This is a genomic window from Candidatus Pelagibacter sp. PS_43 (genome assembly GCF_059417795.1).
Genome location: NZ_CM182066.1, coordinates 454841 through 469326, shown reverse-complemented (window position 1 = coordinate 469326; position 14486 = coordinate 454841). Strand labels below are relative to the sequence as shown.

Below are 14486 nucleotides of genomic sequence, written 5' to 3'. Positions count from 1 at the left end.
ATTATTTTTTCGTTTCAGCTGGTTTTGCTTTTTTATCAGCTGGTGTATGTCCAAAAAATGTTCTTGTTGGAGAAAATTCGCCAAGTTTATGTCCGACCATATCTTCTGATATCGTTACAGGAATAAATTTTTTACCATTGTAGATTAAAAAGCTTACTCCAACAAATTCAGGAATAATTGTAGACTTTCTTGACCATGTTTTAATAGGCATTTTTTTTGGATCTAATTTTTGTTTTTCAACTTTTTTGATCAAGCTTTCTTCAACAAATGGTCCTTTCCACACTGATCTAGACATTATTTTTTAGAATCCTTCCTATTATTTCTTCTTCTTACAATAAATTTGTCAGTACTCTTATTATCTCTTGTTTTTAATCCTTTGGCTGACTGACCCGTAGGTGATACAGGGTGTCTTCCACCTGCTGTTTTACCTTCACCACCACCGTGAGGGTGATCAACTGGGTTCATCACAACTCCTCTAGTATGAGGTCTTCGACCAAGCCATCTAGATCTACCAGCTTTACCTATTTTTATATTTTTTTGATCAGGATTTGAAAGTACCCCAATAGTTGCCATACATCTTGAGTCAATTTTTCTAACTTCTCCAGAGGTCATCTTAATTAATGAATAATTTCCATCTAGACCGCTGATTGTAACTGAAGTTCCTGCAGATCTTGCAATTTTTCCACCTGCTCCGGGCTTTAATTCAACATTATGAATGTTTATACCTACTGGAATATCTCTTAGTGGCATACAGTTACCAACTTTAATTTCTTTTTCAGGACCATTTTCAACTTTATCTCCAACTTGAATTTTTTGAGGAGCTAAATAGTAAAAATGTTGTCCGTCATCAAACTTAACAAGCATGATGTAGCAAGATCTATTTGGATCATACTCAATTCTTTCTACAGTACCTGGCATATCAATTTTTTTTCGGTAGAAATCTACAACTCTATACATTTGCTTATGTCCACCACCTGACATATTACGAGAAGTTATGTGACCATTATTATTTCTTCCACGCATAGAACTTTTTGGTTCTACTAAAGCTTTAAAAGGTTTTCCCTTCCATAGTCCAGTTCTATCAACTAAAATTGTTCCTCTAGTTGATTTTGTATATGGTTTAAAAGTTTTTAATGCCATTTCTTAAATTCCTGTTGTTAGGTCAATACTTTGACCTTTTTTAAGTGTTACTATTGCTTTTTTGTAACCTTGGACATTAACTTTTTTGCCTCTTGTTACTTTAGATCTATTCTGTTTATTGATAATATTTATTTTTGTTACATTCACTTTAAAAATTTTTTCAATATTTTTTTTTAAGTTTGTTTTGTTTGCAGCACGAGGCACCCTAAACACAATTTTATTTTGCTCAGATAAATTTGTGGTTTTTTCAGTAACCATCGGTGATAAAATCTTATCGTATAGATGTATCTTGTCCATATTACGAATATCTCTTTTCTAGCTCTTTAACTGAACTTTCAGTAAAGACTACTTTTTTAAATTTTATTATATCAAAAGCACTAAAATGATTAATATCTGTAACTTTAACATTTGGAATATTTCTTACAGATTTTTCTATTTTTTCTTTAGATAATTTATCTAAAACAATTAATGAGTTTGTAATTTCAAATTTCTTGATTATTAAATTCATCTCTTTTGTTTTTTTAATCTCACTTCCAAAATCATTAAAGATTAATAGATTATTTAATTTATTTTTTTCAGTTATCAATGAAGCAATACTTAGTTTTTTTTCACTTTTATTTAATTTTCTTTTTTTGTAGGCTAACTCTCCCTTTGGACCATGTGCGACACCACCACCTACGAAAATAGGCGCTTTTCTACTAGCATGTCTAGCACCACCAGTTCCTTTTTGAGCATAAATTTTAGAGGTAGATCCAGTAATTTCATTTTGTTGTTTGGTTTTTGCGTGTCTACCCTTGTAGTTTGCATTTGTTTTAAACAAAACATTATCAACTAATTTCTTATTGATTTTAGCTCCAAAAACTTTGTCTAAAACTTCAATAGAAACTTTTTTTCCGTCTAAATTTATTTTATCAATTTTCATTATTTTTTCTTTTTATCCGGTGTTTTTTTAGCTTCTTCTGCAGCAACAATTTTTTCATTAATAGTCATTTTATTAATAACTTTAACTGATTTTTTAACCAAAATTTCAGTGTTTTTTGATCCAGGAATTGAACCTTTTAAATATAATAATTCATTTTCTAAATCGGTTTTAACGATTTCTAAATTTTGCATAGTTCTTAATCTGTCACCCATATGTCCAGCCATTTTTTTTCCTTTAAAAACTTTACCTGGATCTTGTCTTTGACCAGTTGAACCATGAGATCTGTGAGAGACTGAAACACCATGTGTGGCTCTTAATCCCCCAAAATTATGTCTTTTCATTGCTCCAGCAAAACCCTTACCAATAGTTTTAGATGTGGTATCAACAAATTTTACTTCATTAAATATTTCTAATCCAAACTCATTGCCTTCTTTATACTGTTCAGTATCTTCTACTCTAAATTCTTTTAATTTCTTTTTGGCTTCTGTATTTTTTTTAGCATAAAAACCTTTCATTGCCTTAGTAAGTTTTGAAGCCTTAATTTTACCGAAACCAAGCTGCACAGCCTTGTATCCTCGTTTATCCTCGTTAATTACTTGAATAACTCTTGCTTTTTCCATCTTAATGACTGTAACGGGTACTAGTCGTCCTGTTTTATAGAACTCCCTAGTCATACCAATTTTTTTTCCAATTAATGCAATTTCACTCATGATTAAATTTTAATCTCCACATCAACACCTGATGCTAAATCAAGTTTCATTAAAGCCTCAACAGTTTGAGGTGTTGGCTCTATAATATCTATTAGTCTTTTATGCGTTCTTGTTTCAAATTGTTCTCTACTTTTTTTATCGATATGTGGACCTTTTAAAACTGTATATCTTTCAATTCTAGTTGGTAAAGGTATTGGACCCTTAATCGTAGCACCTGTTCTTTTTACCGTGTTTACAATTTCTTCTGTAGAAGCATCTAAAATTTTATTATCGTATGCTCTTAATTTAATTCTTATATTTTGTTTTTCCATAATGATTAGCCTGCAATCTTTTTAGTTACTTCATCCTGAACGTTTTGTGGGACTTTAGAATAATGGTCAAAAAACATTGAATATTGAGCTCTACCTTGTGACATTGATCTTAAGCTATTAATATAACCAAACATATTAGCTAGAGGTACCATTGCTGTAATAACTGTGGCATTTCCTCTTTGCTCTTGAGTGCTAATTTGACCTCTTCTACTATTTAGGTCTCCAATAACATCACCCATGTAATCTTCAGGAGTTACAACTTCAACTCTCATTACTGGTTCTAACAGTTTTAAAGTTCCTCTTGTACAGGCTTCTTTAAAACAAGCTCTTCCAGCTAATTCAAAAGCTAAAACACTTGAGTCGACATCGTGGTGTAAACCATCAAGTATTGTCACTTTATAATCAATCATTGGAAATCCAGCTAAAATTCCACCATCAGAAATTGTTTCAATTCCTTTTTCAACACCTGGAATAAACTCTTTAGGAATGGCTCCACCTTTAATTTTACTTTCAACTAATCTTCCAGAACCAGGTTCTTGTGGTTCTACTAAAAGCTTAACTTTTGCAAATTGTCCTGCACCACCACTTTGTTTTTTGTGAGTGTACTCAAATTCAGAAGGATTTTGTAAAGTTTCTCTATAAGCAACTTGAGGAGCACCTACATTTGCTTCAACTTTAAATTCTCTTTTCATTCTATCAACAATAATATCTAAATGTAACTCTCCCATACCTTTAATAATAGTTTGTCCTGACTCTTCATCAGAGGTAACTCTAAATGAAGGGTCTTCAGCTGCCAATCTACCAAGGGCTTCACCCATTTTTTCTTGGTCAGCTTTTGTTTTTGGCTCAACTGCAATTTCTATTACTGGTTCAGGGAATTCCATTGGTTCAAGTAATACTGGATTGCTTTCATCACATAATGTGTGACCTGTAATAGTATATTTAAGACCAGCTAAAGCAACTATATCTCCAGCATTAGCTTCTTTGATATCTTCTCTAGAGTTTGCATGCATTAATAACATTCTGCCAACTCTTTCCTCTTTGTCTTTTGATGTATTATATACAGCTGTACCAGTTTTAATTGTACCAGAATAAATTCTAATAAATGTAAGAGATCCAACAAATGGATCGTTAGCAACTTTAAAAGCTAATGCAGAAAATGGCTCTTTATCATCAAACTTCATATCTAACTCATCTTCTGTTCCAGGTTTTGTACCTTTAATTGATCCAATATCAATTGGACTTGGAAGATAATTTATTGTTGCATCAAGAAGTGGTTGTACACCTTTATTTTTAAAAGCAGAACCAGTTGTTATTGGTACAAAAGTGAAATTTAATGTACCTTTTCTTATACATCTAATTAAATCTTCTTCTTTAATTTCTTCACCATTTAAATAGGCTTCCATTAATTTCTCATCTTGCTCAACAGCCAACTCAACTAATTCTGTTCTATATTTTTGAGAAATTTCTTTTAAATCATCTGGGATATCTTTGTACTCCCACTCTGCACCTAGAGCTTCATTTTTCCAAATTTGTGCTTTCATTTTTACTAAATCTACAACACCCACTAAATCTGCTTCAATACCAATGGGAATTTGAATAGGTAGAGGCGTACAACCTAGTCTATCTTTAATCATTTCAACGCATCTATAGAAATCAGCACCTGTTCTATCTAATTTATTAACAAAACATATTCTTGGAACTTTATATTTGTCAGCTTGTCTCCAAACAGTTTCTGATTGAGGTTCTACACCTGCGACACCATCAAAAACACAAACAGCTCCATCTAAAACTTTAAGGGATCTTTCAACTTCGATAGTAAAATCTACGTGGCCAGGGGTATCAATAATATTAATTCTATGATCGTTCCAGAAACAAGTTGTAGCGGCAGAGGTAATTGTTATTCCTCTTTCTTGTTCTTGTTCCATCCAGTCCATTGTTGCAGCACCATCATGTACTTCACCAATTTTATGACTTTTACCAGTGTAGTATAATATTCTCTCTGTAGTAGTAGTTTTTCCAGCATCAATGTGTGCCATGATGCCAATGTTTCTGTATTTATCTAAAGTATGTGTTCTAGCCATAATTTTTTACCACCTGAAATGAGCAAATGCTTTATTTGACTCAGCCATTTTGTGAACATCTTCTCTTTTTTTAACTGCAGAACCTTTTTTTTCATAAGCATCATACAGTTCGTTAAAAATTTTATCAGACATTTGTTTATCTTTTCTTTTTCTAGATGCATCAACTAACCATCTGATTGCCAGAGCTTGTGCTCTTTTTGATTTTACTTCAACTGGCACTTGATATGTTGCACCACCAACTCTTCTAGATCTAACTTCTACAGTTGGTTTAATGTTATTAATTGCTTCATTAAAAACATTAATTGGCTCTTCTTTCGTTTTTGATTTAATTTTTTCTATTGCTTCATAAACTATTTTTTCAGCTACAACTTTTTTTCCATCATACATAATCGAGTTTATTAGTTTTGGAATAATTGTAGAATTAAATATCGGGTCTGGGGTAACAACTTTTTTGGGTTGTGTTTTTTTTCTAGACATATCTATTATTTACCCTTTTTAGTTCCATACAAAGATCTACGCTTCTTTCTATTTGCAACACCTTGAGTATCTAAGTTTCCTCTTAGAATATGATAACGTACACCTGGTAAATCTTTTACACGACCACCTCTAATCAATACAACAGAGTGTTCTTGTAGATTGTGACCCTCGCCACCAATGTAAGCGGTAACTTCAAAACCATTTGATAGTCTAACTCTTGCAACTTTCCTTAATGCTGAGTTAGGTTTTTTTGGAGTTGTTGTATAAACTTTTACACAGACACCTCTTTTTAAAGGTTGTTTCTGCAAAGCTGGAACTTTGTTCCTAGCCACAGGTTTAATTCTTTTTTTTCTTAACAACTGGTTAATAGTTGGCATAAATTTTTATAATTAATTAATATATTTTTGAATGAAAATAACTGACAGGTTATTTTGTGGCAGCGTTTAGTTCCATAAAGTAGGTACTACATTCCAACCAAAAACATCGCCAAACTACTATTTAATTCTAGTTTGTCAAACTAAAAACTACTTTTGAAGAGTGTTATTTTGTTTAGTTTGCTTGAGTTTCAGTGGGTTCTGCTGGTTCAATTTTATCTTGATCGGCCAAGAACTTATTATCTGCTTCTAAAGCATTCTTGTTCCATTTGTTCTTAATGTGACCTGTTCCAGCTGGAACTAATCTACCAACAATGACGTTCTCTTTTAAGCCATTAAGCGGGTCAACTTTACCTTTAATAGCCGCATCTGTAAGAACTCTTGTAGTTTCTTGGAATGAAGCTGCTGATATAAAAGACTCTGTTTGTAAAGATGCTTTAGTAATACCCATTAAAACTCTTTCTCCAGTTGCTGGATTTTTTCCTTCAGCAACAAGCTTTTCATTTGTATTATCAAATTTAATTCTATCTATCATCTCACCTGGTAAATAACTCGAGTCACCAGACTCTTTAACTTCTACTTTTTTAAGCATTTGTCTTAGAATCGTTTCAATATGTTTGTCGTTTATAATTACACCTTGTAACCTATAAACTTCTTGTACTTGGTTAACAAAGTATTCTGTTAAATCTTTTATACCAAGTATTCTTAAAATATCATGTGGTAATGGCTGTCCGTCTAAAAGATACTCACCTTTTTTAATTTTTTCACCTTGGTTGAAATTAATATGTTTGCCTTTTGGAATTAGATAGTTTGAAGGTTCTCCATTTTCAGGTTGAATAGAAATTCTTTGTTTTCCTCTTACTTCTTTACCAAATAAAACTTGACCATCATTCTCTGCAATTATTGCACTATCTTTTGCTTTTCTAGCTTCAAATAATTCAGCAACACGAGGTAGACCTCCTGTAATATCTTTTGTTTTAGTAGTTTCTTTTGGAAGTCTAGCTATTATGTCACCAGCAAATATTTTTTGACCATCTTTCACTGAAAGAATTGAGTCTGGAACTAAATAATATCTGGCTTCATTGTCATCAGCTTTTTTAATAACATTACCTTTGTCATCTCTTAGAGTAATTCTTGGTTTTAAATCAGTATTTTTAGATTGAGCTCTCCAATCAATAACTGATTTAGATGAAATTCCTGTTGCATCATCAGTAGTTTCTTGAATTGAAACACCGTCAATTAAATCAACATAACCTGCTATACCACTTTTTTCAGCAATAACTGGTGTTGTATAGGGATCCCATTCACAAATTTTTTCATTTGCTTTAACTTTATCTCCATTCTGGAAAAATAATTTTGAACCATAGGCGACTTTATAAACAGCAACTTGAACACCATTATCATCTTCAATTGATAGCTGAGTATTTCTTCCCATTACTATCAAATTCTTTTTAGAGTCTTCTAATAAGTTAGAATTAATTATTTTTAAAGTACCAGCTGATTTAGTGATGATTTGCGATTCTTGTTTAACAGAAGCTGTTCCACCAACGTGGAAAGTTCTCATTGTTAATTGCGTGCCTGGTTCACCAATAGATTGAGCTGAGATCATACCAATTGCTTCACCCACATGTACCATTTTTCCTCTAGATAAATCACGTCCATAACAAGTTGCACAAACACCTTTTTTAGAGCTACAAGTCATAACAGAGTATGCTTTAATAAATTTAACCCCTGCTGCATCAATTTTATCGCAACCAGCTTCATCGATCATTGTTTCTTTTTTAATTACAACTTCACCAGTAATAGGATTTTTAACATCAAATGCTGTTACCCTTCCAAGAGCTCTTTCAGATAAACTGACAACAACATTTCCACCTTCAAGAATTTCTGCTAATTCAATAAAACCTGGATTATCACATTTAATTTTTGAAATTGTTAAATCTTGAGCAACATCACATAATCTTCTTGTTAGATATCCAGAACTTGCTGTTTTTAATGCAGTATCTGCCAGACCTTTTCTAGCTCCATGGGTAGAGTTAAAGTATTCTAAGGCTGTTAGACCTTCTTTAAAGTTTGATATAATAGGTGTCTCAATAATTTCGCCAGATGGTTTAGCAATTAGTCCTCTCATCCCAGCTAACTGTTTCATTTGAGCTGCAGATCCTCTCGCACCACTATCTGCCATCATAAATACAGAGTTAATTTTCATTCCATCAGCAGTACTTTCAGTTGCAGAAATACCTCTCATCATTTCACCAGCAACTTTATCTGTACACTTAGACCAAGCATCAACTACTTTGTTATATTTTTCACCTCGAGTGATCAAACCTTCAGAATATTGATTTTCATAATCAGCAATTAGTTTTTTGGTATCTTCAATTAATTGACCTTTGTTTTCTGGAATAACTAAGTCATCTTTACCAAAAGAAATACCTGCTTTAAATGCATGTTTGAAACCTAAATCTTTTAAGTGGTCACAAAATATAACGGTAGTTTTCTGACCACAAAATCTAAATACGCTATCAATAATTTCAGATACCGTTTTCTTAGGCAGTAATCTATCAATCATTGAAAATGTAATATCTTTATGTTTAGGTAGTAAGTTTGCTAATAAAAATCTTCCAGCAGTTGTAGTGTGTTTTTCAACTTTCTTATTTCCATTTTCATCAAGAGTTTCAAATCTTGAAACAATAGTAGAATGAACTTTTATTTGACCTGTAGACAAAGCATGTTCAATTTCATCATTATTTATAAAATAGCCATCTGGTTTTTCTGTTTGAAAAGGAGCTTGAGACAAATAATATAAACCTAAAATCATATCCTGACTCGGTACAATAATAGGTTTTCCATTTGATGGACTTAAAATATTATTAGTAGAAAGCATCAAAATTCTTGCTTCTAGCTGTGCTTCCAAACTTAATGGAACGTGAACTGCCATCTGATCTCCATCAAAGTCAGCGTTAAAAGCCGCACAACATAACGGGTGTAACTCAATGGCATCACCTTCAATTAACTTAGGTTCAAATGCTTGCACACCTAATCTGTGAAGAGTTGGAGCTCGGTTTAATAAAACTGGGTGTTCTCTTACAATAAGTTCCAATGCATCCCAAACTGCATTAGTTTCTTTTTCAACTAACTTTTTAGCTTGTTTGATTGTTGATGCTAATCCTAATTTATTTAATCTTGCATATAAAAATGGTTTGAATAGTTCAAGAGCCATTTTTTTTGGTAAACCACATTCATGAAGTTTAAGGTCTGGTCCTACGACGATTACAGATCTTCCTGAATAATCTACTCTTTTACCTAATAAGTTTTGTCTAAACCTACCCTGCTTACCTTTAAGCATTTCAGCTAATGATTTAAGAGGCCTTTTGCCTGTTCCAGTAATTACTCTACCTCTTCTTCCATTGTCGAAAAGTGCATCTACTGATTCCTGAAGCATTCTTTTTTCATTTCTAACAATAATGTCTGGAGCCTTAAGATCCATTAATCTCTTTAGACGATTATTTCTATTGATTACTCTTCTATAAAGATCATTTAAATCTGAAGTAGCAAATCTACCTCCATCCAAAGGTACTAGAGGTCTTAATTCAGGCGGAATAACTGGAATTACAGTTAAAATCATCCATTCTGGTTTTTGACCAGTTTCAATAAATGACTCAATTAATTTTAGTCTTTTAATTGATCTTTCTTCGTTAACTTTAGATTTTGTTTCTTTAATTGAATTAATTAATTTAGTTCTTTCAAGTTCTAAATCCATTGCTTTAAGAATTGTTAAAATTGCTTCTGCTCCAATTCCAGCCTCAAATGACTCTTCACCAAATTCATCTTGATATTTAGCTAATTCTTCTTCGTTTAATAATTGATTTTTTTGTAAACCAGTTAAACCAGGTTCAATTACAATAAAGTTTTCAAAGTACAAAACTCTCTCAACTTCTTTTAACTTCATATCAACTGCAAGTGATATTCTGCTTGGTAATGATTTTAAGAACCATATATGTGCAACAGGTGTTGCTAAATTGATGTGACCCATTCGCTCTCTACGAACATTAGATTTTGTTACTTCAACACCACATTTTTCACAAATTATTCCTCTGAATTTCATTCTTTTGTACTTGCCGCACAAACATTCATAATCTTTAATTGGACCAAAAATTCTAGCACAAAAAAGACCATCTTTTTCAGGTCTAAAAGTTCTATAATTTATTGTTTCAGGTTTTTTAATTTCACCGTAAGTCCATGATTTTATCTTTTCAGGACTTGCTAAAGTAATTTTAATACTATTAAAATTTTGAGCTTCAGAAACTTCACTATTTTTGAATAAATCTGTTAATTCTTTTTTCATATTTAATTTAACTCAATGTTTAGTGCTAATGATTTTATTTCTTTTACTAATACGTTGAATGACTCTGGTATTCCAGATTCAAAATTTTCTTCACCTTTAACTATTGTTTCGTAAACTTTAACTCTACCAGCCACATCGTCTGACTTAACAGTTAAAATTTCTTGTAAAGTATAAGATGCTCCATAAGCTTCAAGAGCCCATACTTCCATCTCACCAAATCTTTGACCACCAAGTTGAGCTTTTCCACCTAAAGGTTGCTGTGTAACAAGACTGTAAGGTCCAGTAGATCTAGCATGTATTTTGTCTTCAACTAAGTGATGAAGTTTTAACATATAAATTATTCCAACAGTCACTGGTCTATCAAACATTTCTCCTGTTCTTCCATCCCATAAATTAGTTTGTCCAGATGTTGGTAGTTTTGCTAAATTAAGCATCTCAGAAACATCCTTTTCTTTAGCACCATCAAAAACCGGTGTTGAGATAGCTATACCATTTTGAAGATTTTCACATAAATCACTAAATTCCGTTTTATTTAATTTGTCTATGGCACCGTCAAAAACATCATTTCCATAAACAGACTTTAAAAACGAAGAAATCTTATCTGTTTTTTCAAATTTTTTATTATTTTCATTAACTAATCTTTTAACTTCTTCACCAAATTCTTTACATGCCCAACCAAGGTGAGTTTCTAAAATTTGACCAACATTCATACGACTTGGAACACCTAATGGATTTAAAACAATATCAACTGGTCTACCATCTTCTCTGTATGGCATGTCTTCAACTGGAACAATTTTACTAACAACACCTTTGTTTCCATGCCTACCCGACATTTTATCTCCAGGTCTCAATCTTCTTTTAATAGCAACAAAAACTTTTACCATTTTCATTACACTTGGTAGTAAATCATCACCACTTCTAATTTTTAAAACTTTATCTTCAAATCTTTCTAAAATTGATTGTTTTGCCTTATTGTATTGATCTTTTAATTGAGCAAGACTTGCTTCATCATTGACATTTCCTACTGTTATTTTGAAAATATCATTTATGCTAATTTTGTTGATTGTCTCGAGATCTAACTTCGTTCCAACTTCTAAATCTTTAATTTTTTTAGTTAAAGATGAACCAGATAAGATTTGATTTGCTCTTTGCTTAATGCTTCTCTCTAGAATTTCTTCTTCAACAATTTTATCTTGCTGTACAGTTTCGATTTCAGCTCTCTCAATTGTAATTGATCTTTCATCTTTTTCAATTCCATGTCTGTTGAAAACTCTTACATCAACAATAGTACCACTACTTCCTCTAGACATTCTTAAAGAGGTATCTGTAACATCAATTGCTTTTTCGCCAAAAATTGATCTTAATAATTTCTCTTCTGGACCTGAAGCTGAGTCTCCTTTAGGTGTAACTTTACCAACAAGAATGTCTCCAGCTTTAACTTCTGCACCAATATAAACGATCCCTGATTCATCAAGATTTTTTAAAGCTTCTTCATTAACATTTGGTATATCTCTTGTAATTTCTTCCTCTCCTAATTTAGTATCTCTAGCCATAACTTCATACTCAACTATATGCACTGATGTGAATACATCGTCTGTTACACATCTTTCTGAAATTAAGATAGAGTCTTCAAAATTGTAACCTTGCCAAGGCATAAATGCTACGGTAACATTTTTACCTAATGCTAATTCACCTAGCTTTGTAGATGGTCCATCAGCAATTATATCGCCAGATTTAACTTTATCACCAACTCTTACTAAAGGTTTTTGGTTTATACATGTATTTTGATTTGATCTTTTAAATTTTTGTAAATTATAAATATCTACACCAGACTTAGTAAAATCAGTCTCTTCTGTTGCTTTGATAACAATTCTTTTACCATCAATTTTATCAACTGTACCATCTCGTTTAGCAACAATTGTTACTCCTGAGTCTAGAGCAACATCCCTTTCTATACCAGTTCCAACTAATGGTGATTCAGGTTTTAATAAAGGCACTGCCTGTCTCATCATGTTAGATCCCATTAGAGCTCTGTTTGCATCATCATTTTCTAAAAAAGGAATTAATGATGCTGCAACTGAGACTAGTTGTTTTGGGGATACGTCTATATAATCAATATTCTCAGGTCTTGATAAAATAAAGTTTAAGTTTTCTCTACAAGAAACTAGGTCTTCTATAATTTTTCCATTCTTATCTAATTTAGTGTTGGCTTGAGCAATAGTATATTTAGTTTCTTCCATTGCAGATAAATATTCCACTTTATCTTCTACAACTCCGTTTTTAACTTTTTTGTACGGGCTTTCAATGAAACCATATTTATTAATTTTTGCATAAGTAGATAAACTATTAATCAGCCCAATGTTTGGCCCTTCAGGCGTTTCAATCGGACAAATTCTTCCATAATGCGTTGGGTGTACGTCACGTACTTCAAAGCCAGCTCTTTCTCTAGTTAAACCACCAGGTCCTAAAGCTGATACTCTTCTTTTATGAGTAATTTCAGATAAAGGATTGGTTTGATCCATAAACTGTGAAAGTTGAGAACTTACAAAAAAATCTTTTAAAGAAACTGTTAGAGGTTTAGCATTAATTAAATCTTGAGGCATTGCAGATTCAATATCAAGAGTTGTCATTTTTTCCTTGATAGCTCTTTCCATTCTGTAAACACCAATACGAGCTTGATTTTCTACAAGTTCTCCAACAGACCTAACTCTTCTATTTCCAAGATGGTCAATATCATCAACTTCATCTTTACCATCACGAAGATCTAACATTTTATGAACTATAGCTATAATATCGTCATTTCTTAAAATTGTAATTTTGTCAGAACATTCTAAATTTAATCTAGAGTTCATTTTTACTCTACCTACATCAGAAAGATCGTATCTATCTGAACTGAAAAATAAGTTATTAAAAATTTGAGTGGCTATTTCAATTGTCGGTGGTTCACCTGGTCTTAAAACTTTATAAATTTCAGTAATAGCATCATTTTTGTTATTATTTTTATCATTCAAAATTGTTGTTAGTAAGTAAGGGCCTTTATTAATTGAATTAGTTATAGAAATGTCAATTGAATTGATGTTCGCTTCTAAGATTTGTTTAATGATTGTATCATTTAGCTCAGTTCCAATACCAAAAGTACCTTCTTCCTCGTTGTCACTAACAACAACTTCTTTATGAAGATATTTTCCATAAAGTGACTCTTGTGAAACTAAAATGTCTTTTAAACCATCGTTAGCAAGTTTTTTTGCAGTTAAAAAATTAATTTTATCACCTAGTTTAATGACAACATTGCCATTTTTTGCATCCATAACTTCTTCTGAAAAGTTTTTAGCTTTATAGTTTTCTGGATTAAATTTTGTTTTCCATTTATTTGTTTTAGGATCTAATGTGTAAGTTTCTTTATCATAAAATTCATCAGCAATTTCAGTTTTAGTAAAACCTAGGGCCATTAATAAAGTTGATACAAAAATTTTTTTCTTTCTATCAATTTTAAAATATAAAAAGTCTTTTACATCATACTCAAGATCTAACCATGAACCTCTATTTGGTATAACTCTACAATTAAAAAGAAGTTTACCACTTGCATGAGACTTTCCCTTATCATGATCAAAAAATACACCTGGACTTCTATGCATTTGATTTACAACAACTCTTTGAACACCGTTAGTAATAAAAGTACCACTATCAGTCATCATTGGAACTTCTCCCATGTAAACTTCTTGTTCTTTTGCTGATAAAATATCTTTAGTATTATTTTCTTGATCTATTTCATAAACAACAAGTCTTAAAGTACATTTAAGTGCAGAGGTAAAAGACAAACCTCTTTGTATACATTCTTCTGTATCAAATTTTGGTTTTTCTAATCTATAAGAAACATATTCTAAAGTAGCTTTGTCATTAAGGTCTTCAATTGGAAAAATGCCTTTAAAAACTCTATCAAAACCTTTTGTCAGATCTCCTGCATCTGAATCAAAGTCAGTTAATTGTTTGTATGAATTTTTTTGAACTTCAATTAAGTTTGGAATAGATAAAGTCTCAGCTAACTTACCAAAGCTTTTTCTTACATTTTTCTTTTCAGTAAAAGATAATTGCATTTATAATCAGTTACTAGTTAATTAAATTA

General features: G+C 31.7%; 11 protein-coding genes. All 11 read right to left on the bottom strand.

All coding sequences use genetic code 11. The features are described from left to right. Nucleotide 1: 1 nt before the first annotated feature. Nucleotides 2-295 carry a 30S ribosomal protein S19 gene (gene rpsS / locus AC5SLL_RS02520; protein WP_494573604.1) on the bottom strand — a complete coding sequence of 98 codons (294 nt, stop codon included), beginning with the start codon at nt 293-295 and terminating at the stop codon, nt 2-4. Further along, entirely contained in the window at nt 295-1140 is an 846-nt protein-coding gene (rplB, locus tag AC5SLL_RS02515; RefSeq protein ID WP_494573603.1) for a 50S ribosomal protein L2, read from the bottom strand. Before rplB ends, rpsS begins: the two co-directional genes overlap by 1 nt. A 3-nt stretch (nt 1141-1143) precedes the next feature. Beyond that, nucleotides 1144-1437 (bottom strand): 50S ribosomal protein L23, encoded by a 294-nt coding sequence (rplW, locus tag AC5SLL_RS02510; protein ID WP_494573602.1) that lies wholly within the window; start codon nt 1435-1437, stop codon nt 1144-1146. Between the two features lies 1 nt (nt 1438). Next, nucleotides 1439-2062: a 50S ribosomal protein L4 gene (gene rplD, locus AC5SLL_RS02505; RefSeq protein WP_494573601.1), complete on the bottom strand. Its 624-nt coding sequence runs from the start codon at nt 2060-2062 to the stop codon at nt 1439-1441. Continuing rightward, the gene (gene rplC, locus AC5SLL_RS02500; protein WP_494573600.1) at nt 2062-2772 is read right to left on the bottom strand and encodes a 50S ribosomal protein L3; all 711 of its coding nucleotides are present in this window, start codon (nt 2770-2772) and stop codon (nt 2062-2064) included. The genes rplD and rplC overlap by 1 nt, the downstream gene beginning before the upstream one ends. A 2-nt stretch (nt 2773-2774) precedes the next feature. After that, nucleotides 2775-3083, bottom strand: coding sequence for a 30S ribosomal protein S10 (gene rpsJ / locus AC5SLL_RS02495; protein ID WP_006996810.1), 309 nt, complete (start codon nt 3081-3083; stop codon nt 2775-2777). A gap of 5 nt (nt 3084-3088) precedes the next feature. Then, complete coding sequence (fusA, locus tag AC5SLL_RS02490; RefSeq protein WP_494586942.1) at nt 3089-5167, bottom strand: elongation factor G; 2079 nt, start codon at nt 5165-5167, stop codon at nt 3089-3091. A 6-nt stretch (nt 5168-5173) separates the two neighbouring features. Further along, nucleotides 5174-5644 (bottom strand): 30S ribosomal protein S7, encoded by a 471-nt coding sequence (gene rpsG / locus AC5SLL_RS02485; protein ID WP_494573598.1) that lies wholly within the window; start codon nt 5642-5644, stop codon nt 5174-5176. Nucleotides 5645-5649: 5 nt separating this feature from the next. After that, nucleotides 5650-6021, bottom strand: a complete 372-nt coding sequence (rpsL, locus tag AC5SLL_RS02480; protein ID WP_006996807.1) for a 30S ribosomal protein S12 — start codon at nt 6019-6021, stop codon at nt 5650-5652. A gap of 172 nt (nt 6022-6193) precedes the next feature. Next, nucleotides 6194-10363, bottom strand: a complete 4170-nt coding sequence (gene rpoC / locus AC5SLL_RS02475; RefSeq protein ID WP_494573597.1) for a DNA-directed RNA polymerase subunit beta' — start codon at nt 10361-10363, stop codon at nt 6194-6196. A 2-nt stretch (nt 10364-10365) separates the two neighbouring features. Beyond that, complete coding sequence (gene rpoB, locus AC5SLL_RS02470) at nt 10366-14457, bottom strand: DNA-directed RNA polymerase subunit beta (protein ID WP_494586941.1); 4092 nt, start codon at nt 14455-14457, stop codon at nt 10366-10368. Between the last annotated feature and the right edge of the window lie 29 nt (nt 14458-14486).